This is a genomic window from Pseudomonas moorei (genome assembly GCF_042846945.1).
GTDB lineage: Bacteria > Pseudomonadota > Gammaproteobacteria > Pseudomonadales > Pseudomonadaceae > Aquipseudomonas > Aquipseudomonas moorei.
The window spans coordinates 44565-64757 of record NZ_AP035776.1; the positions used below are offsets into that span (position 1 = coordinate 44565).

A 20193-nucleotide genomic window follows, 5' to 3' on the forward strand; every position below is an offset into this window, starting at 1 on the left:
GTAGAAACGGCGAAGGGCCTGAAGCGATTGAACGCCCAGGCCCTCCGGATTTCAACCGTGTCGTGTGGCGACGGTCAGAACACCACGGTTTTGTTGCCGTGCACCAGCACCCGGTCTTCCAGGTGATAACGCAGACCGCGGGCCAGCACCATCTTCTCGACGTCGCGACCGAAACGCACCATGTCTTCGATGCTGTCGCTGTGGCTGACGCGCACCACGTCCTGCTCGATGATCGGACCGGCGTCCAGCTCTTCGGTCACATAGTGGCAGGTCGCACCGATCAGCTTCACACCACGCAGGGAAGCCTGGTGATACGGCTTGGCACCGACGAACGATGGCAAGAAGCTGTGGTGAATGTTGATGACCTTGTGCGCATATTCGCGGCACAGTTCCGGCGGCAGGATCTGCATGTAGCGGGCCAGTACGACCACTTCAGCATCGTGCTGTTTGACCAGGCGCGAAACTTCGGCGAACGCCGGCTCCTTGTCCTGTGGATTGACCGGCACGTGGTAGTACGGAATGCCGTGCCATTCGACCATGCTGCGAAGGTCGTCATGGTTGGAAATCACGCAGGCGATTTCACAGTCCAGTTCATCGCTGTGCCAGCGATGCAGCAGGTCGGCAAGGCAGTGGGACTCACGGCTGGCCATCAGGACCACGCGCTTCTTCTGCTCGGTATCGGTGATGCGCCAGTCCATCGAGAACTCTTCGGCAATCGGCGCAAAGGCTTCGCGCAGGGCTTCGATACCGAAAGGCAGCGAGTCGGCACGAATTTCGTGACGCATGAAGAACCAGCCACTGAGATTGTCCGAGTGATGGCTCGCTTCAGTGATCCAGCCGTTATGGGACGCCAGAAAGTTACTGACTTTGGCAACGATGCCGACGCGGTCCGGGCAAGAAATCACCAGCCGAAAAGTGCGCATGAGGGGGAAACTCCAGAACTTCGCAAAGGCGGCCATTCTAGCGATTGCGCAGAAAAACTGAAGTAATGATGACGTTTCGGCCTGGCCGAAGGTCGGCGACAAGGAATCTGCTGACGCCGGCAGCGCGGGCAAACAGTGCGTTGTCGGCCACTTACAAGCATCCAATTGTGAATATGTGTGCCGGATGTATCGAATTATTTATCCGCACATTCAATGTGCGAATTCACCACGATTAAATTAAATAAACTCCGGTTTAATGTTTACTTGATGAAACACCCTGACTATTATTGCGGCACTGTTCCCCTACATCCTTTGACCTGCATAAGGTAGTCATCATGTCCTTGATCAACGAATATCGCGCCACCGAAGAAGCCATCAAAGAGCTGCAAGCCCGTTTGAAGAACCTGTCCCAAGACGACAAACTGCAAACCGAGCTGGAATTCGAAGGCAAACTGCGCACCCTGATGGGCGAATACTCCAAGTCCCTGCGTGACATCATCGCGTTGCTGGACCCAGAATCCAAAACCAAGGCACCACGCGGCGGCGCAGTCAAAACTACCGGCACCAAGCGTGCTCGCAAAGTTAAACAATACAAAAACCCGCACAACGGCGAAGTCATCGAAACCAAAGGTGGCAACCACAAGACTCTGAAAGAGTGGAAAGCCAAGTGGGGCGGCGACGTGGTTGAAGGCTGGGCGACCCTGCTGGGCTAAGCCGCAGCGCTTGTCGCAAACTGATCTGTGGCAAAAAACAACGCCAGCATGCGCTGGCGTTTTTTTATGCCCGGAGTTCAAGCTCCGGATATTTTCGATTTCAAAGATTCAAACGTTTACGCAAGGCCTGGACATATTCCTGCCATTCATTCAGCACTGATCGCTGAAACGGCGTCGCTGTAACATTCAATTGGGCTGCGGCCTCGACAAAACTTTCCAGGGTATTGGGCGCGCCCCACTCCGGCACTGACAAACGTTTCTGACAGAATAATCGCCAGCGTTCTTGCTCGTCGGCACTCAACGTATCGGGAAAGTTACGTGCGCGATATCGAAACAATAATTCCGGTAAACGTTCATCATCGAAAGGCCATTGCTCTTGCGCTAATTGCCCAGGATCAACCGTTCGGACTTGTTCGCACAGACGTCGATCGCGATCACCGATAAAGCCGTCGTATAACTGTTGCTCCGGGTCCTGGCTTGCGGAGAAATCCTCGCGGGCATATATCGCCGAAACTTTATCCTGCCAGACTTTCTGCGCGTCGTTTAGCCGCAGTGCACGCTGCTGATAGAGCGCCATATCCAGCCCCAACCGCTGCTGATCTTCCGGGCGAAGTACCGACATCGGCGCCACCACCGGGCATTTATTGATATGGATGAGCTTGAGTGGAACCGGCAACTCACCTTCGGCCAGATCTTCGCGACGGGTATACAAGCGCTGGCGCAGTGTTTCGGCATCCAGATCAAGCAATGCCTGAGGGTCGAGGTGCAGGTCGCAGACAATCAAGGCGTTCTTGTTACGCGGGTGCCAGGCCAGGGGCAACACCACGCCCGCGTAGTTGCGCGCCGCAGAAAAGCGCCCGGAAACATGCACCATCGGTTGCAGCAGGCGAATCTGATCCAGGACCTTTTGCTTGCTGCGCAGATTGAACAGCCAGTCATACAGCTTCGGCTGCTTCTCCCGGATCAGTCGCGCCAAGGCGATGGTGGCGCGAACGTCCGACAGCGCTTCGTGGGCATTGCCATGATCTATGCCATTGGCAGCGGTCAGGCGTTCGAGCTTGAGGGTCACCCGCCCTTCGTCGTCGGTTGGCCAGACGAGACCATCGGGGCGCAAGGCATAGGCGGCACGCACCACATCGATCAAATCCCAGCGACTGTTACCGCCCTGCCACTCCCGCGCGTATGGGTCGAAAAAATTGCGATACAGGCTGTATCGGGTCATTTCGTCGTCGAAACGCAAGGTGTTGTAACCCGCACCGCAAGTGCCGGGAGCCGCCAGTTGCGCATGCACCCGGGTCATGAAATCGGCTTCACTCAGGCCTTGCCCGGCCAGTTGGCCTGGGGTAATGCCGGTGATCGCGCAGGCCGCCGGATGCGGCAGGATGTCGTCACTGGGTTGGCAATAGAGATTGACCGGCTCGTCTATTTCATTGAGATCGAAATCAGTACGCAGCCCTGCCATTTGCAATGGGCGATCGCAACGGGGGTTGATACCCGTGGTTTCATAGTCGTACCAGAAGATGGAGGTCACGGGCTATTCCTGAACTGAAGATCGGCAAAGTCTAGGCGTTCACATCCCGCCCCGGCCAGCAATCTTGTTATTCAGGCAGCGTTGCCTGGTTGGCGTGCGTTAGTTTCTGTCGCTCACGCCGAAGCCGGCAACGTCTGAAAACTGAAGTACTGCCTCAATGCCTCTACCAACTGCCCATACTCCGGCGGCGGCCGTTGCAGGCTGAACCCGGCGTCATAGTGCTGAGGGGTTGCGTCTTCGTGGCACCACAGGCAGCACGCCCGCAGGTCGATGACCTGTTGGCATCCGTCGATGGCGGGAATTTTCAGGCGCAAATCGAAATCCGCGCCGATCATCATGGGCAACTGGCTGATGAGCATCAGCCCGTCCTCGGACACGTTGCCCAGGAATCCGATGGGCTTGTCGGTGATGCTGTTGAACACTCTGAGAAAATACGGCAACTGATGCCGCTCGATCCGGCGGTCGGTGAACATGCTGAATTCACTACGCAAGGCCCTTAAGCAGGACCGCACTAATGCTTCGGAACGTGCTTGCCGGCTGTTGCGCGGATGGGCACTGGCACGCTCTCCCCGATCCCGGTGCCGCAGTCCTCGAAAACCGCTGCCGCTTACTTCTGCCGATCACAGGTGTTACCTCGGTTTAGAGACAAGACTCTAAAACCGATCCATTCGACTATAGCTCACCGCCGCCGGACGGCCAGCCATCAGATGACCACTGACATCAGAACTGCGTCGGGCGTACCGTTGCGGCACTGCGAGTCGGATAGTGGCCCAGGCTCTGCAAGGTTTCCAGACGTGCGCGGGCACGGTAGGCGTATTCGCTCTGCGGATACGAAGCGATGATGAACTGGTACGTCTGGGCTGCGTCGATAAACATCATCTGCCGCTCCAGGCACTGCCCGCGCATCATCGAGACTTCCGGCCACACATAAGGGCGCGCGCGGCTGTCGCGCTCGACCTTGGACAACTCAAGCATCACCTGCTCGCAATTGCCCCGGTCATAGGCACTGTAGGCATTGTTCAAATGATGATTCATCGCCCAACGGGTGCAACCGGTGACGCTAAAAGCGCTGATGGCAAGGGCAGCAACGAGTACGAAACGCATGGGGAAATCTCCTGTCTTGAACGCTGTATCGACCCATGGTCGGAAATCTTCAGGCGGCCGGGATGCAAAGTTGTGGTGTTCAATAAAGAAAGCAATAAGTAGTGCATACGAACAATGACTACAACTTCGGACCATAGTAGCCTCACTCAGCGCTTGAACTCAGGAGTCTTTGCATGTCCGTCCGTCGTACCAAAATCGTTGCCACCCTTGGCCCGGCCAGTAACTCGCCGGAAGTTCTCGAACAGCTGATTCTGGCTGGCCTGGACGTCGCCCGCCTGAACTTCTCCCACGGCACCCCCGACGAGCACAAGGCTCGCGCGCAGCTGGTGCGTGACCTCGCGGCCAAGCACGGTCGCTTCGTCGCCCTGCTGGGTGACCTGCAAGGCCCGAAAATCCGTATCGCCAAATTCGCCAACAAACGTATCGAGCTGAAGATCGGTGATCAATTCACCTTCTCCACCAGCCATCCGCTGACCGAAGGCAACCAGCAAGTGGTCGGTATCGACTACCCGGACCTGGTCAAGGACTGCGGCGTGGGCGACGAGCTGCTGCTCGACGACGGCCGCGTGGTAATGCGTGTCGATACCGCCACCGCCACCGAACTGAACTGCACCGTGACCATCGGCGGCCCACTGTCGGATCACAAAGGCATCAACCGTCGCGGTGGTGGCCTGACCGCTCCGGCCCTGACCGAAAAAGACAAGGCAGACATCAAGCTCGCCGCCGAAATGCAGGTCGACTACCTCGCCGTGTCGTTCCCGCGTGACGCCGCCGACATGGAGTACGCCCGTCAACTGCGCGACGAAGCCGGCGGTACCGCCTGGCTGGTGGCGAAGATCGAACGTGCCGAAGCCGTGGCCGATGACGAAACCCTCGATGGCCTGATCAAGGCATCCGACGCCGTGATGGTGGCCCGTGGTGACCTGGGCGTGGAAATCGGCGACGCCGAGCTGGTGGGCATCCAGAAGAAAATCATTCTGCACGCACGCCGCCACAACAAGGCCGTGATCGTGGCGACCCAGATGATGGAGTCGATGATCCAGAACCCGATGCCGACCCGCGCCGAAGTGTCCGACGTAGCCAACGCCGTGCTCGACTACACCGACGCCGTGATGCTGTCCGCGGAAAGCGCCGCCGGTCTGTATCCGCTGGAAGCCGTGCAGGCCATGGCCCGCATCTGTGTCGGCGCCGAAAAGCACCCGACCAGCAAGACCTCCAGCCACCGCATCGGCAAGGAATTCACCCGCTGCGACGAGAGCATTGCCCTGGCGACCATGTACACCGCCAACCACTTCCCGGGCGTGAAAGCGATCATCGCCCTGACCGAAAGCGGTTACACCCCGCTGATCATGTCGCGCATCCGTTCCTCGGTGCCAATCTACGCGTTCACCCCACACCGCGAAGCCCAGGCCCGCGCGGCGCTGTTCCGTGGCGTGTACACCATTCCGTTCGACCCGGCTTCGCTGGCACCGAACGAAGTCAGCCAGAAGGCAATCGACGAGCTGGTCAAGCGCGGCGTCGTGGAGAAAGGCGACTGGGTCATCCTGACCAAGGGCGACAGCTACCACACCACCGGCGGCACCAACGGCATGAAAATCCTGCACGTTGGCGACCCGATGGTCTGAGTGACCGAACGCTGAAAAACAAAAGCCCCGCCATGTGAATGGCGGGGCTTTTTATTTTCTGATCCAGTAGATACGTGGCTTGATCCGGCCTCATCGCGGGCAAGCCCGCTCCCACAGGTTTTGTGAACGCCACATACCACTGTGGGAGCGAGCTTGCCCGCGATGAGGCCCGCCCAGACACCGAAAAATCAATGCCTGTTGATAAACCCCGCCAACGCCGCCAATGCCTCCGGCGAACGCAGCCGCTGGGTGAACAATGCACCCTCTTCTTCTATGACCTTGCGCAACTGCTCCCGATCCGGCGCTCTCATCAATTGCTTGCTGATACGCACCGCTTCCGGCGGCAGCGACTCGAAGCGCAGCGCCATTTCCCGTGCTTTGGCCAAGGCCTCTTCGCCACTGCCCAAGGCTTCGGACGCAATGCCCCATGCGGCGGCTTGCTCACCGTTGAATCCTTCACCCAGCAACAGCAACTCCGCCGCCCTGGCCTGCCCGAGCAAGCGCGGCAGGATCAGGCTGGAACCGAATTCCGGGCACAACCCGAGATTGACGAACGGCATACGCAAGCGCGCGTCGCGGCTGACGTACACCAGATCACAATGCAGCAACATCGTCGTGCCAATGCCCACCGCCGCGCCCGCCACGGCAGCGATCACCGGTTTGCGGCATTCAAGCAGGTTGAGCATGAACTGGAACACCGGGCTGTCGAGGTTGCTCGGCGGTTGCTGGATGAAGTCGGCAATGTCGTTGCCAGCGGTGAAGCAATCACTGGAACCCGTGATCAGTACGGCATTGATTTCAGGATCGTTGTCGGCCAGTTTCAGCGCTTCGGCCAAATGGCTGTACATGGCACGAGTCAGGGCGTTTTTCTTGTCGGGGCGATTGAGCCGCAGGGTCAGCAGGCCGCGTTCGCGTTCAATCTGGATGGCATTGGTCATGGCAGGTCTCGCGTCTGAAAGATCAGCGCTCAACCACGGGGCAGGAAGACGTCGGCCAGCAGTTGATTGCGCGGCAATCCCGCCAGGTACAGGCGCCGGGCAAAGGCGTCGACGCTGTCGGGAGCCCCGCAGAGTAAGGCGAGGGTTTGCCGGGAAACAAGCCGCAGTTGCGCCAAAGCCGCTGGCAACTCGGCCGCGGTCCATAGCTCGATATTCAGGTTCGGCCGGTTCGCCGCCAGGGCTTGCAGGGGTTTGGCCAGATAATGCTCATTGGCATCATGGGCCAGGTGAATGACACGTATCGCACCCTGGTGATCTTGGCGCAACGCTTCACGCAACACCCCGAACAAAGGTCCCAACCCGGTGCCGGAAGCCATTAGCCACAGGGGCCGCTCATGCCAGGCCGGGTCGTAATGCAAGGCCCCGCCACGCAACTCACCAAGACGGATTCCATCGCCGATCTTCAGTTGACGCGCCGCATCGCTGAATTGCCCCGGCTGTCGACAATCGAGGTGAAACTCCAGAAAACGATCATCCTGCGGCAGGCTGGCGAGGGAGTAAGGCCGCGCCACATTGCCCGCCCACAACACCAGATGCTGGCCGGCGCTGTAGCGTAATGGCCGCTGGGGGGTCAGGCGCAAGCGCAGCACGCTGGCGCTCAGCCAATCGACGGCGGCGACCTCGGCCGGCTGGCCATCCCGCTGCGGGTCGAAGGTGTGCACCTGCAGGTCCTCGACCACCTGGCACTGACACGCCAGACGCCAGCCTTGCTGACGCTGCTCCGCGCTCAAGGCATCGGGCCGGCTGTCGCTCGGCAGGCCTTGTACACACTGGACCAGGCAGGCATGGCAACTGCCGGCACGACAGCTGTAGGGCACCGACACGCCGTTCTGATTCAGGGCATCCAGCAGATTACTGCCCGCCGCCACCGACCATTGACGGTCGCCAACACGTAACTCAGGCATCGACGTTTTCCCAGGCCGCCGCGCAACGGTTGCGGCCGTCACGCTTGGCGCGATAAAGCGCCTGGTCGGCGCGCTGCAAGGCATCGTCGAGATCATCGCCGAGTTCCAGCAGGGTCATGCCGGCAGACAAGCTGAGGTTGCGCACATTCAACCCAATCAATTCGACATCCGTGAACGCGATGCGCAGCCGTTCGCAGCACGAGGTCAAGCGCTCGGCATTGCAATCGGGCAGCAGCACCACAAACTCCTCGCCGCCGTAGCGGGCCAGCACGTCACCGTCGCGAAGACAGGCCGAGGCCACGCCGGCAAAGGCTTGCAACACCTGATCGCCTGCGGCATGGCCGTGCAGATCGTTGATACGTTTGAAATGGTCGAGGTCGATCAACGCCAGGCCATGTACGACACCCACCTCCATGGCGTTCAACTCGCGGGACGCCAGGCGCAGGAAATGCCGGCGATTGAACAACCCGGTCAACTCATCGGTGGCCACCAGATCCTCGAGCTGGCGCATCATCCCGCGCAATGTGTCCTGGTGCGCCTGCAAGGCAAATCGCCGCTGACGCATGCGGTGTCGCGAGGCCTGCACATAACCGGCATAGAGCACCAGCCACACCAGCACAATCAACAGCACGCACACCTGCAACGCCGCCAATGCCGGGTCAGGCAACTGGAAGTGGTAACCCTCCCACAGCGTGATCGCGCTGAAACTGAGAAAAACCAGCACGGCACAACGCACAAATGAGCGACGGGACAGATGGAACAGCCCAAACAGCAGAATCAGTACATAAAAGACCAGAAACGCCCCACGGGCATCCCCCAGATGCGCGATCAGCCAGGTCTGCCACCCCAGCCCCAGCAACACTTGGGCTTCGGTCAGGCTGGGGTCGGCAAAACGCAGGTTCAAGCCCGAATAGAACAGCGCAAACAGCGTCGCCTGGCTGATGACCACCAGTGCGCTGCCAATGGCGACGTCCGACAACGACTCCTCGTAATGGCCGGTGAAAAACGCCAGCCACAGCAATACCAATGCCAGGCCATAGGTGCCGGCCGCAAGGGCGAAACGTTTGAGCAACAGTCGCTGGATGGCGTTATGGGTCAATCGTTGACTCACCGAATGAAAGGAGACTGACAGAGCGTCCTACTCTACAGACCGTATGTCACTTTAGTGGCATGGCCGATAAATGACCATTCAATTTTCAGGGACGAATAACCGATTCAACCTTATCGGCATCTGCTGTGCAGGAACTGACTTGCCAGCGAAGGCGTTCTCGCAGGCTACACCGTTATTGCCAGACCTGCCGCTTTCGCTGGCAAGTCAGTTCCTGCAGGGATTATGCGTACTTATGCGACCAACGATTGATTGCCGGCGGGTGTTTACAGAACCGAGGCGCGTTATACTGCCGCGCCTTTTTAGCGTCGCGCCAGCATGCCCGGCGTGCCTTGAAAGGTGCTTGCAACCGACCGATGCACCCAAGCTGCAAGCACCTTATTGAATGTTCCCGTCTTTTAGAGGAGCGCGACTCATGACCGTGATCAAGCAAGACGACCTGATTCAGAGCGTTGCCGACGCCCTGCAGTTCATTTCCTACTACCACCCCGTGGATTTCATCCAGGCGATGCACGAGGCCTACCTGCGTGAAGAATCGCCGGCCGCCCGTGACTCCATCGCTCAAATCCTGATCAACTCGCGCATGTGCGCCACCGGCCACCGTCCGATCTGCCAGGACACCGGCATCGTGACCGTGTTTGTCCGTGTGGGCATGGACGTACGTTGGGATGGCGCCACCATGGGCCTGGACGACATGATCAACGAAGGCGTTCGTCGCGCCTACAACCTGCCGGAAAACGTCCTGCGTGCCTCGATCCTTGCCGACCCGGCAGGCGCTCGCAAGAACACCAAGGACAACACCCCGGCCGTTATCCACTACTCCATCGTTCCGGGTAACACCGTGGAAGTGGACGTGGCGGCCAAGGGCGGCGGTTCCGAGAACAAATCGAAAATGGCCATGCTCAACCCGTCCGACTCGATCGTCGACTGGGTGCTGAAGACCGTTCCGACCATGGGCGCCGGCTGGTGCCCACCGGGCATGCTCGGCATCGGCATCGGCGGCACCGCCGAGAAAGCCGCGGTGATGGCCAAGGAAGTGTTGATGGAATCCATCGACATCCACGAACTGAAGGCCCGCGGCCCACAGAACCGCATCGAAGAAATGCGTCTGGAGCTGTTCGAGAAGGTCAACCAGTTGGGTATCGGCGCACAAGGCCTGGGCGGCCTGACCACCGTGCTCGACGTGAAGATCATGGATTACCCGACTCACGCCGCTTCGTTGCCGGTGTGCATGATCCCGAACTGCGCCGCCACCCGCCACGCACACTTCGTGCTCGACGGTTCCGGCCCGGCATCCCTGGAAGCGCCACCGCTGGACGCCTACCCGGAAATCGTCTGGGAAGCGGGTCCGTCGGCTCGTCGCGTCAACCTCGACACCCTGACCCCGGAAGAAGTGCAGAGCTGGAAGCCGGGCGAAACCATCCTGCTCAACGGCAAGATGCTCACCGGTCGCGACGCCGCGCACAAGCGCATGGTCGAGATGCTGAACAAGGGTGAAACCCTGCCGGTAGACCTCAAGGGCCGCTTCATCTATTACGTCGGCCCGGTCGATCCGGTCCGCGAAGAAGTGGTTGGCCCGGCTGGCCCGACCACCGCCACGCGGATGGACAAGTTCACCCGTCAGATCCTCGAGCAAACCGGCCTGCTGGGCATGATCGGTAAATCCGAGCGTGGCCCGACCGCCATCGACGCGATCAAGGACCACAAGGCCGTCTACTTGATGGCTGTCGGTGGCGCGGCTTACCTGGTGGCGCAAGCCATCAAGAAATCCCGCGTGGTGGCTTTCGCCGAACTGGGCATGGAAGCAATCTACGAGTTCGACGTGAAAGACATGCCGGTCACTGTTGCAGTCGACAGCAACGGCGAGTCGGTACACATCACCGGTCCTGCCATCTGGCAGAAAAAGATCAGTGACAGCCTGGCAGTGGAAGTGCAGTAAGCCTTTCGACTGACCACCGAAAAGGCGACAGGGCTACCCCTGTCGCCTTTTTTATTGCCAGACGCGTGCCCCTGTAGGAGCGAGCCTGCTCGCGATGGACCCATGGACGACACGGTCTGTCGGGTGCCCCGCGTTATCGTTGACGACCATCGCGAGCAGGCTCGCTCCTACAAGGGGCAAGCGGCTCATGTTATGGTGCGCCCCCTCTGTACCTGTGTGTAATACCCAGCATGTTCGAGTTATCCCGCCCCTTGCGTCTGACGATCTACACCTTGGTGATCATCGCCGGTGCGGTCATCGCCGCCACCCTGGCCACGCGTCACACCCTGCGCCAATCCATGGTCGAAGACGCCGCCCGGGCCAATCAACAATTGGCGCTGTACGCCACGTCACTGCATACCCTGATCGAACGTTACCGTGCCCTGCCCTCGGTGCTGGCGCTGGACCCGCAATTACGCGAAGCACTCAATGGCCCGGTAAGCCCCGAGCAACAGGACGTGCTGAACCGCAAGCTGGAAAAAATCAACGGCGCCGCCGAGTCCTCGACCCTGGAACTGCTCGATCGCAACGGCCTGGCCGTGGCGGCGAGTAACTGGCGCCTGCCCAGCAGCTACGTCGGGCACAACTACGGCTTCCGCCCTTACTTCAGTCAGACCCGCACCCAGGGCACCGGGCGCTTTTACGCCGTGGGCGTGACCAGTGGTATACCTGGTTACTTCCTGTCCAGCGCCGTCACCGATGACGACGGGCAGTTTCTCGGGGCCATGGTGGTCAAACTGGAGTTTCCCGAGCTGGAACGGGAGTGGCGTCAAGGCAGCGACACGCTATTGGTCAGCGATGCGCGCGGGATCATTTTTATCGCCAACCAGCCGGGCTGGCGTTACCGCCAACTGAAGCCGCTGAACGACAGCGATCACGCCGAACTCAAGGCCACCCGCCAATACGACAAGCAGCCACTGACACCGCTTGATTATCAATCGCTGCGCCGCTTCGACGAAAACAGCGAGCTGGCGCGGGTCGATGGCCCGGACGGCAAGGCAGATTACCTATGGGAGTCCCTGCCGCTGACTGCCGAAGGCTGGACCCTGCACCTGCTGCGTCGCCCGCAGGTGGCGTTCGAAGACAGTCGCAACGCCGCCCTCGCCGCTGCCGGCCTGTGGCTGACCCTGGTATTTCTGCTGCTGTTCCTCAATCAGCGCTGGCGGCTGGCGAAAATGCGTCAGCGCAGCCGCGAAGAGCTTGAACAGCTGGTAGAAGAACGTACCCGCGACCTGCGCACCGCCCAGGAAGGCCTGGTGCAATCGGCCAAACTCGCCGCCCTCGGGCAGATGTCCGCCGCCCTTGCCCATGAGATCAACCAGCCTTTGACTGCTCAGCGCATGCAGCTTGCCACGCTGAGGTTGCTGCTCGACCACGGCCGCGTCGACGACGCCTACAAGGCACTCAAACCCGTGGACGAGATGCTGACCCGCATGGCCGCCCTCACCGGCCACCTGAAAACTTTCGCCCGCAAAAGCCCCAGCGGCTTGCGCGAACGCCTCGATCTGGCGGCGGTGGTGGATCAGTCCCTGGAGCTGCTCGATACCCGATTGCGCGATGAACAGGTCAGCACCGTGCTGCACCTGACCCGCCCGGCCTGGGTACGGGGTGATGCGATTCGCCTGGAACAGGTGCTGATCAACCTGCTGCGCAACGCGCTGGACGCGATGCAGGATAAACCCTGCAAGCGCCTGGAAATCCGTCTCGAGGCCGATGAACAATTGTGGCGCCTGAGCGTCATCGACAACGGTGGCGGTATCGCCGAAGAGAACCTGGCCAAAGTGTTCGACCCGTTCTTCACCACCAAACCGGTCGGCGACGGACTGGGCATCGGGCTGGCGGTTTCGTTTGCAATCGTTCACGAATCGGGCGGGCGCCTGACTGCCGGTAATCGCGACAAAGGCGCGGTGTTCTCCCTGACCCTGCCCATCGACCTGGAGGCCCATGGCTCATGCTGAATTCCGTGATGGTGGTCGACGACGAAAGCAGCATTCGCAGCGCCGTCGAACAATGGCTGAGCCTGTCGGGTTTCGACGTTCAGTTGTTCAGCCGGGCTGACGAGTGCCTGGCGAAGTTACCGAAACATTTTGCCGGGGTGATTCTCAGCGATGTACGCATGCCCGGCATGAGCGGCCTGGACCTGTTGGCCGAAGTGCAGCAGCGCGATGCCGAGCTGCCGGTGATCCTCCTGACCGGCCATGGCGACGTGCCCATGGCCGTCGATGCGATGCGCGACGGCGCCTACGACTTTCTGGAAAAACCCTTCAGCCCCGAAGCCCTGCTTGGCAGTTTGCGCCGGGCACTGGACAAGCGCCGGCTGGTCCTGGAAAACCGCGCCCTGCACGAACAGGCGGACAACCGCGCCAAACTCGATGCCACGCTGTTGGGCGTGTCCCGTGGCTTGCAAACCTTGCGCCGGCAGGTACTGGAACTGGCGTCACTGCCAGTCAACGTACTGATCCGCGGCGAAACCGGCAGCGGCAAGGAGCTGGTCGCCCGTTGCCTGCACGATTTCGGCCCGCGTGCGGACAAACCTTTTGTAGCATTGAATTGCGCGGCCATCCCCGAGCAGCTGTTTGAAGCCGAACTGTTCGGCCACGAAAGCGGTGCGTTTACCGGCGCCCAGGGCAAACGCATCGGCAAACTCGAATACGCCGATGGCGGCACGCTGTTTCTCGATGAGATCGAAAGCATGCCCCTGGCACAGCAGGTAAAGCTGCTGCGGGTGTTGCAGGAGCAGAAACTGGAACGCCTGGGCTCGAATCAGAGTATCCGCGTGGACTTGCGGATCATTGCCGCGACCAAGCCGGACCTGCTCGACGAGGCACGGGCCGGACGTTTCCGTGAGGATCTGGCTTATCGCCTGAACGTCGCCGAACTGCGCCTGCCACCGCTGCGCGACCGCCGCGAAGACATTCCGTTGTTGTACGAATCGTTCGCCCGCCATGCCGCCGAGCGCCTGGGACGTACCCTGCCGCCGCTGAGCGGGCCGCAGTTGAGCCACCTGTTGAGCCACGACTGGCCGGGCAATGTGCGCGAACTGGCGAATGTCGCCGAGCGTCAGGTACTGGGACTTGGCGAGCCTGTTCCGGCAGGCATCGACCCCGGGCAGTCACTGGCGGCGCAGCAGGAAGCCTTTGAGGCCCAGTGCCTGCGCGCAGCGCTGACGCGACACAAGGGTGACGTCAAGGCCGTGCTTGAAGAGCTGCAACTGCCACGCCGCACGTTCAACGAAAAGATGCAGCGCCATGGCTTGAGCCGAGAGATGTTCCTGCAAGAAAACTGAATGCTCCAGCGCCTTTGATGGCCTCTTCGCGGGCAAGCCCGCTCCCACAGGGGCCGGTGTCGTACACAAAATTCGCGATCAGCTCGGTCATTGTGGGAGCGGGCTTGCCCGCGAAGAGGCAGGTCCAGGCAACATCACCCATGACCCCATGAGCAATTTTTCGCTCACGCCCAATTTTTCATGAGCGGATTTCCGCTCATCAAACCGCTCAAACCCCTCTAAACCGGCCCTCTACCCCTTGGCACACCTCCTGCTATAGCCCCCGCAGGCTGCGTTAACGCGCGCTCCACAAAAAATAATTAGACGAAGGATCCTTCAATGGATAACTCCAATACCCTGCCCCGTGGGTCGGCCGCCGCGCCGACAAGAGAACGCACCACCTCCAGCCGCATCAAATCGATCTTCAGCGGTTCCGTCGGCAACATGGTCGAGTGGTATGACTGGTACGTCTACGCCGCTTTCTCGTTGTACTTTGCCAAAACCTTTTTCCCGAAAGGCGACACCACTGCACAACTGCTGAACACCGCCGCAATCTTCGCCGTGGGCTTCCTGATGCGCCCGATCGGTGGCTGGCTGATGGGCCTGTATGCCGACAAGGTCGGGCGCAAAAAGGCCCTGATGGCCTCGGTGTACCTGATGTGTTTTGGCTCGCTGCTGATCGCCCTGAGCCCGGGCTATGAAATCATCGGTATCGGCGCGCCGATCCTGCTGGTGTTCGCCCGCTTGCTGCAGGGCCTGTCGGTCGGTGGCGAATACGGTACCTCCGCCACTTACCTCAGCGAAATGGCAACCAAGGAACGTCGTGGCTTCTACTCCAGCTTCCAGTACGTGACCCTGATTTCCGGCCAGCTCATCGCCCTGGCCGTATTGATCGTATTGCAACAACTGCTGACCACCGAGGAGCTTTATGCCTGGGGCTGGCGCATTCCGTTCGCCATCGGCGCACTGTGTGCCGTCGTCGCGCTGTACCTGCGTCGCGGCATGGAAGAAACCGAATCGTTCACCAAGAAGGAAAAAGCCAAGGAAAGCGCGATGCGCACCTTGCTGCGTCATCCGAAGGAACTGATGACCGTGGTCGGCCTGACCATGGGCGGCACCCTGGCGTTCTACACCTACACCACGTACATGCAGAAATACCTGGTGAATACCGTCGGCATGAGCATTTCCGACTCCACCACCATTTCCGCCGCCACACTGTTCCTGTTCATGTGCCTGCAACCGGTCATCGGCGGCCTGTCGGATAAAATCGGTCGTCGGCCGATCCTGATTGCCTTCGGCATCCTGGGCACGCTGTTCACCGTACCGATCCTCACCACCCTGCACACCATCACCACGTGGTGGGGCGCGTTCTTCCTGATCATGGCGGCGCTGATCATTGTCAGCGGCTACACCTCGATCAATGCGGTGGTCAAAGCCGAACTGTTCCCGACCGAAATCCGCGCACTGGGTGTTGGTCTGCCCTACGCACTGACCGTGTCGATCTTCGGCGGCACCGCTGAATACATCGCGTTGTGGTTCAAGAGCATCGGCATGGAAACCGGTTACTACTGGTACGTCACCGCCTGCATCGCCGTGTCGCTGCTGGTGTACATCACCATGAAAGACACCCGCAAGCATTCGCGGATCGTCACGGACTAAGTCCAGCCGCATCACCATCGAAAGGGGCAGACCGTCATGGGTCTGCCCCTTTTTTGTTTGGCTGCCATGAAAAAACCTTCACTCCCGCGAGAGCCGGATTAATCACGAGTTAATGCTCAACCACCACCCTGAACCTGCCTGATCGATAAACGCTGATGCGCTCACTCAGACCTTGAAAGCAAAAACATCTGCGGCCCTTAACATCTATTTAATCGATTGTTTTTAGCATTTATTTGCGCTTTTTAATCAGTTTAATTGGCGTAGCATGAGACCCATGCCCAAGACACAACCGCCAACGAATCTGGAGAAATGAAGATGAAAACCAAACTGTTCCTCGCCCTGGCCCTCACCGTACTGACCGCCAACACCTTCGCCGCCGACGGCTTTGACCGTACCGGCTCCGCTGTTGCAGCAGACGGCTATGACCGCACCGGCTCTGCCACTGTCGCCGAAGATGGCTACGACCGCACGGGCGGCGCCACCGTCGCCGAAGACGGCTACGACCGCACGGGCGGCGCTTCCATCAGCTGATCCGCAATCGCGGTACCACAGCCCGGCTTCGGCCGGGCTGAGTCATTTCCGGGGGAACACAAATTATGACAACCGCTCCCACAGGTTCCCCATAGAAGACCCCATCTCTTGCGATTGACTGGAAATTACTCATCGTCGCCAGCAATATGACCCTCTCTCGAAAAACCCAGGTTTACCCGATGCCCGACGACATCCACTTTTACGAACCCGCCAACGGCCACGGCCTGCCCCACGATCCGTTCAACGCCATCGTCGGCCCGCGCCCCATTGGCTGGATCTCTTCACAGGATGCCGAGGGCCATTTGAACCTGGCGCCCTACAGCTTCTTCAATGCCTTCAACTACATTCCGCCGATCATTGGTTTTTCCAGCATCGGACGCAAAGACAGCCTGAACAACATCGAGCAGACCGGCGAATTCGCGTGGAACCTGGCCACCCGGCCATTGGCCGAACAGATGAACCAAAGCTGCGCCATGGTCGGGCCAGAGGTCGACGAGTTCGAGCTGTCGGGGCTGACGCCCGTCGCGTCGAAAGTCATTCAGGTGCCGCGAGTCGCCGAAAGCCCGGTGTCCTTCGAGTGCAAGGTCACGCAGATCATTCAGTTGCAGCGAGCGGATGGGAATGTCGTGCCGAGCTGGCTGATTCTGGGCGAAGTGGTCGCCGTGCATATCGCCAAATGGCTGTTGAAGGACGGGGTCTACGACACCGCCGCGGCAGAACCGATTCTGCGCGGCGGCGGGCCGGCGGATTATTTCCAGCTGGGGCCTGAGGCGCTGTTCAAGATGTACCGCCCGGGGGCAGTGAAGTGATCACCAGAGCAGGTCGGTGTTTTCCTTGACGTCCTTGAGGCGAGTCAGCTCCCTGGCGGCCGCTTCGTCGGCCTCGTGGGCGGTCTTGAAGGTCTGGCCTTCGAGCACCTTGTGAAAACGCGGGGCGCCGGCCCCTCCCAGCGCTTTGACGGCGATTGCGGCGTGGTAGCCGCCCTCACCCGGTACTACAGCGGAAACAGCTTCGAAGTGTTCAAAGGCTTTTCTTGCCATGTCACGAATCCTGGCGGGTTGAGAATGTCGTCATTAAACCCTCAACCGGCCAGTTTGTGTACTGCTGCGCCGGACTGACCGAGGGCCTGTTCCGCCGACACATCCTTGAAGGTATGGAAATCCAGGCTGTCGACCACCAGTTCCTGCACCAGCTCCGCAAAAATCTCCATCGCCGGCGTGTTGAAGTACGCGGTCATGACCTGTTGATTGCTCCAGAAACCGGACACCAGCCACAGCTGCGGATCGCATTGCGAATGCTGCAAGGCAAAGTTCAGGCAGCCTGGCGCGGCGCGAGACGGCTCGATCAATGCGCTCAGGCGCATACCCAGCTCCTGCGAACGCCCGGCGCGCGCTCGAACGAAGGCCATATGACTGACGGGGATCTGCTTTGACATGTTCAACCCTCCCGGGGAGTCGCGTGGCAGCCGGGGGACGGGCTGCGACAGGATCAAAGGTTAAGGGTTGGCGCGCGTGGCTCGTTAGTCGATTTCTGCCGGGGCGTTGCACAATCCTGCGAGCGTGCAGGGATTCTCTGTAACAATCGGCAAAACCCTGTCACGGTTCTGCCCCACGAGTTTCAAGCAAGTTTCCCCGCGCCTGTCAGGTCTTGTCGGGGGAGAAAGCAACACCCATGCAGAATCAGGCAAGCATCAGGCAGGATGTGTCTACCGCTGTCGCTTGCACAAACTTATGCTCTGCCCGTCAAACCCAACCTTGCCGAGGATGCCTCGCATGTCGTCGCTCGATCACTTTCAAGCCCCGCTGGACGCCGACATGGAGAAACAGCGCGCGGAACTGGCGGCGATCATTCGTCGCAACACCGCCGAAGATGGCAGTTATGCCACCGCTGTTGATTCGCTGTTCATGTCGCGTCATAGCCAAAACCACGACTTCGCCCCGGTGCTGGCGCAACCGGCGCTGTGCATCATGGCCCAGGGGCGCAAGGAAGTTCGGCTGGCCGACGAGTACTTCAATTACGATCCGCTCAACTACCTGGTGGTCTCTGTCTCGATGCCTCTGAGCGGCCGGGTGGTGAACGTCTCGGCCGAAGAACCGATACTGGCCGTGCGGCTGGACATCGACCCGACGGAAATCACCGCGTTGATCGCCGACGCAGGTCCGCTTGGCGTGCCTACACGACCGACCGGGCGCGGCCTGTATGTCGAACGGCTCGACAGCGCGATGCTCGATGCGGTGCTGCGCCTGGCGCGGTTGCTCGACACACCGAAAGACATCGCCATGCTCGCGCCACTGATTCGCCGGGAAATTCTCTATCGGTTGCTGCGCAGCAAACAGGGACACCGGCTATACGAAATTGCCATCGCCAACAGTCAGAGCCACCGCATCAGCCAGGCGATCAAATGGCTCAACAGCAATTATGAACAGCCGCTGCGCATCGATGATCTGGCGAAAGAAGTGAATCTGAGCGTTTCGACGCTGCATCATCGTTTCAAGGCGATGACGGCGATGAGCCCGTTGCAGTATCAGAAGCAACTGCGATTGCAGGAAGCGCGACGCTTGATGCTGGCCGAAGGGCTGGAAGCTTCGGCCGCAGGTTACCGCGTCGGGTATGAAAGCCCTTCGCAGTTCAGTCGCGAGTACAGCCATTTGTTCGGCGCGCCGCCGTTGCGGGATCTGGCGCGGTTGCGGTTGAGCGTTTAATCCGGATTTATGCCGTCAGTACCGGCCCCATCGCGAGCAGGCTCGCGAAGAGGCCAGACAGGCCAACATCCAATCCGGATCAGGCGCCCAACACCCTGCAAGCCTCCGCCGGCAAGGTCACCGACACCGGATGCCCAACGCTCAAGCCAAAGCCCTGACACGGTGTGCTAAGCGCCGTGAACGTCACCCCGGAACACTCGACCGTGGTTTCGATGGTCGCGCCGATATCCCGCACAAACGTCACCTTGCCCAACAGACGATTGCCCGCCGTCGCCTGCGGCTCCGACAGTTGCAGGTCTTCCGGGCGAATCAGCATCTTCACTTTCTCACCGACCACAATGCTGCTGCAGATCGGCACTTGCAGCGCATCGCCGCCCGGAAGACTGACCTTCCCATTACCCAGCGCCGTGGCCGGGAAGATGTTGCCCGAGCCGATGAAATCCGCGACGAATTCGTTGGCCGGGTGCCGGTAGATTTCGATCGGCGTGCCGACCTGCTGCACCCGATGCTCACCCAGGACCACCACGATATCCGCCATGGTCATGGCTTCGCGCTGGTCGTGAGTCACCATGATGGTGGTGATGTTCAGGCGTTGTTGCAGTTGACGGATTTCCACCTGCATCGACTCGCGCAGCTTGGCATCCAGCGCCGACAGCGGTTCGTCGAGCAACAGGATTTTCGGGTGATTGGCAATCGCCCGGGCAATCGCCACGCGCTGGCGCTGCCCGCCGGACAGTTTCGCCACCGGACGATCAATCATCTGCTGCAACTGGATCAACTCCAGCAACTCCACCACTCGCGCCTGCTGATCAGCCTTGCTGACCCCGCGCAGTTTCAGTGGATAAGCGATGTTCTCCCCGACCGTCATGTGCGGGAACAGGGCCAGGGACTGGAACACCATGCCGAAATTGCGCAAGTGCGCCGGGGTTTGGCCGATGTCTTCACCGTCCAGACGAATCTCACCGCCGGACAGGGTTTCCAGGCCGGCGATCATCCGCAGCAACGTGGTTTTGCCGCAACCCGAAGGGCCCAGGAAACACACCAGCTTGCCCTCGGGCAAATGCAGGTTTACATCTTTTACCGCGCAGGCCGAGCCGTAGCGTTTCTCGACGTTTTCCAGAATCAAGCCAGACATAAATCACCTCAAGAAA

The 20193-nt window shown here is 60.1% G+C and carries 19 protein-coding genes; 9 read left to right on the top strand and 10 right to left on the bottom strand.

The window, feature by feature from the left end:
• Positions 1–74 precede the first annotated feature (74 nt).
• On the bottom strand, positions 75–923 hold the full coding sequence (gene purU, locus ACGJAX_RS00230; RefSeq protein ID WP_020797876.1) for a formyltetrahydrofolate deformylase: 849 nt from the start codon (positions 921–923) through the stop codon (positions 75–77).
• A gap of 335 nt (positions 924–1258) precedes the next feature.
• Between purU and mvaT the strand changes: the two genes are divergently transcribed.
• The gene (gene mvaT, locus ACGJAX_RS00235; RefSeq protein WP_007933316.1) at positions 1259–1636 is read left to right on the top strand and encodes a histone-like nucleoid-structuring protein MvaT; all 378 of its coding nucleotides are present in this window, start codon (positions 1259–1261) and stop codon (positions 1634–1636) included.
• A 100-nt stretch (positions 1637–1736) separates the two neighbouring features.
• Here mvaT and sbcB read toward each other — a convergent pair whose 3' ends face one another.
• The 3 genes from sbcB to ACGJAX_RS00250 form a co-directional block, all read right to left on the bottom strand.
• Positions 1737–3167: an exodeoxyribonuclease I gene (gene sbcB / locus ACGJAX_RS00240; RefSeq protein ID WP_390957149.1), complete on the bottom strand. Its 1431-nt coding sequence runs from the start codon at positions 3165–3167 to the stop codon at positions 1737–1739.
• 113 nt (positions 3168–3280) lie between these two features.
• The gene (locus tag ACGJAX_RS00245) at positions 3281–3640 is read right to left on the bottom strand and encodes a PilZ domain-containing protein (protein ID WP_198132529.1); all 360 of its coding nucleotides are present in this window, start codon (positions 3638–3640) and stop codon (positions 3281–3283) included.
• Positions 3641–3887: 247 nt separating this feature from the next.
• A complete protein-coding gene (locus ACGJAX_RS00250; protein ID WP_090324809.1) occupies positions 3888–4271 on the bottom strand; it encodes a tol-pal system YbgF family protein in 384 nt (127 codons plus the stop codon).
• 173 nt (positions 4272–4444) lie between these two features.
• Here ACGJAX_RS00250 and pyk point away from each other — a divergent pair, with 173 nt between their 5' ends.
• A complete protein-coding gene (gene pyk, locus ACGJAX_RS00255; protein WP_090324811.1) occupies positions 4445–5896 on the top strand; it encodes a pyruvate kinase in 1452 nt (483 codons plus the stop codon).
• A gap of 188 nt (positions 5897–6084) precedes the next feature.
• On the opposite strand, the gene ACGJAX_RS00260 is transcribed toward pyk, so the two are convergent.
• Genes ACGJAX_RS00260 through ACGJAX_RS00270 form a run of 3 tightly spaced genes read right to left on the bottom strand, consistent with a single transcriptional unit; the run spans position 6085 to position 8898 of the window.
• Positions 6085–6834 (bottom strand): enoyl-CoA hydratase-related protein, encoded by a 750-nt coding sequence (locus tag ACGJAX_RS00260; RefSeq protein ID WP_248916045.1) that lies wholly within the window; start codon positions 6832–6834, stop codon positions 6085–6087.
• A 29-nt stretch (positions 6835–6863) separates the two neighbouring features.
• Positions 6864–7799: an iron-sulfur-binding ferredoxin reductase gene (locus ACGJAX_RS00265; RefSeq protein WP_390957150.1), complete on the bottom strand. Its 936-nt coding sequence runs from the start codon at positions 7797–7799 to the stop codon at positions 6864–6866.
• Positions 7792–8898, bottom strand: coding sequence for a diguanylate cyclase (locus tag ACGJAX_RS00270; protein WP_090324815.1), 1107 nt, complete (start codon positions 8896–8898; stop codon positions 7792–7794). The genes ACGJAX_RS00265 and ACGJAX_RS00270 overlap by 8 nt, the downstream gene beginning before the upstream one ends.
• 424 nt (positions 8899–9322) lie before the next feature.
• Between ACGJAX_RS00270 and ACGJAX_RS00275 the strand changes: the two genes are divergently transcribed.
• The 6 genes from ACGJAX_RS00275 to ACGJAX_RS00300 all read left to right on the top strand — a co-directional run bounded on the left by ACGJAX_RS00275 (position 9323) and on the right by ACGJAX_RS00300 (position 17149).
• A complete protein-coding gene (locus ACGJAX_RS00275; protein WP_090324817.1) occupies positions 9323–10846 on the top strand; it encodes a fumarate hydratase in 1524 nt (507 codons plus the stop codon).
• Between the two features lie 230 nt (positions 10847–11076).
• Positions 11077–12843: an ATP-binding protein gene (locus tag ACGJAX_RS00280; RefSeq protein WP_090324818.1), complete on the top strand. Its 1767-nt coding sequence runs from the start codon at positions 11077–11079 to the stop codon at positions 12841–12843.
• Positions 12837–14171 carry a sigma-54 dependent transcriptional regulator gene (locus ACGJAX_RS00285; RefSeq protein ID WP_390957151.1) on the top strand — a complete coding sequence of 445 codons (1335 nt, stop codon included), beginning with the start codon at positions 12837–12839 and terminating at the stop codon, positions 14169–14171. The genes ACGJAX_RS00280 and ACGJAX_RS00285 overlap by 7 nt, the downstream gene beginning before the upstream one ends.
• Before the next feature lie 318 nt (positions 14172–14489).
• Positions 14490–15809, top strand: a complete 1320-nt coding sequence (locus ACGJAX_RS00290; RefSeq protein WP_090324821.1) for an MFS transporter — start codon at positions 14490–14492, stop codon at positions 15807–15809.
• A 315-nt stretch (positions 15810–16124) separates the two neighbouring features.
• Complete coding sequence (locus ACGJAX_RS00295) at positions 16125–16340, top strand: hypothetical protein (RefSeq protein ID WP_390957152.1); 216 nt, start codon at positions 16125–16127, stop codon at positions 16338–16340.
• A gap of 179 nt (positions 16341–16519) precedes the next feature.
• The gene (locus tag ACGJAX_RS00300; protein ID WP_248916050.1) at positions 16520–17149 is read left to right on the top strand and encodes a flavin reductase family protein; all 630 of its coding nucleotides are present in this window, start codon (positions 16520–16522) and stop codon (positions 17147–17149) included.
• On the opposite strand, the gene ACGJAX_RS00305 is transcribed toward ACGJAX_RS00300, so the two are convergent.
• A complete protein-coding gene (locus ACGJAX_RS00305) occupies positions 17150–17380 on the bottom strand; it encodes a hypothetical protein (RefSeq protein ID WP_090324824.1) in 231 nt (76 codons plus the stop codon).
• Positions 17381–17421: 41 nt separating this feature from the next.
• Entirely contained in the window at positions 17422–17775 is a 354-nt protein-coding gene (locus tag ACGJAX_RS00310) for an antibiotic biosynthesis monooxygenase (protein ID WP_390957153.1), read from the bottom strand.
• A 337-nt stretch (positions 17776–18112) separates the two neighbouring features.
• Here ACGJAX_RS00310 and ACGJAX_RS00315 point away from each other — a divergent pair, with 337 nt between their 5' ends.
• Positions 18113–19042 carry an AraC family transcriptional regulator N-terminal domain-containing protein gene (locus tag ACGJAX_RS00315; protein WP_390957154.1) on the top strand — a complete coding sequence of 310 codons (930 nt, stop codon included), beginning with the start codon at positions 18113–18115 and terminating at the stop codon, positions 19040–19042.
• Between the two features lie 79 nt (positions 19043–19121).
• Here the strand turns inward: ACGJAX_RS00315 and ACGJAX_RS00320 are convergent, their stop codons facing one another.
• Complete coding sequence (locus ACGJAX_RS00320; protein WP_390957155.1) at positions 19122–20177, bottom strand: ABC transporter ATP-binding protein; 1056 nt, start codon at positions 20175–20177, stop codon at positions 19122–19124.
• Between the last annotated feature and the right edge of the window lie 16 nt (positions 20178–20193).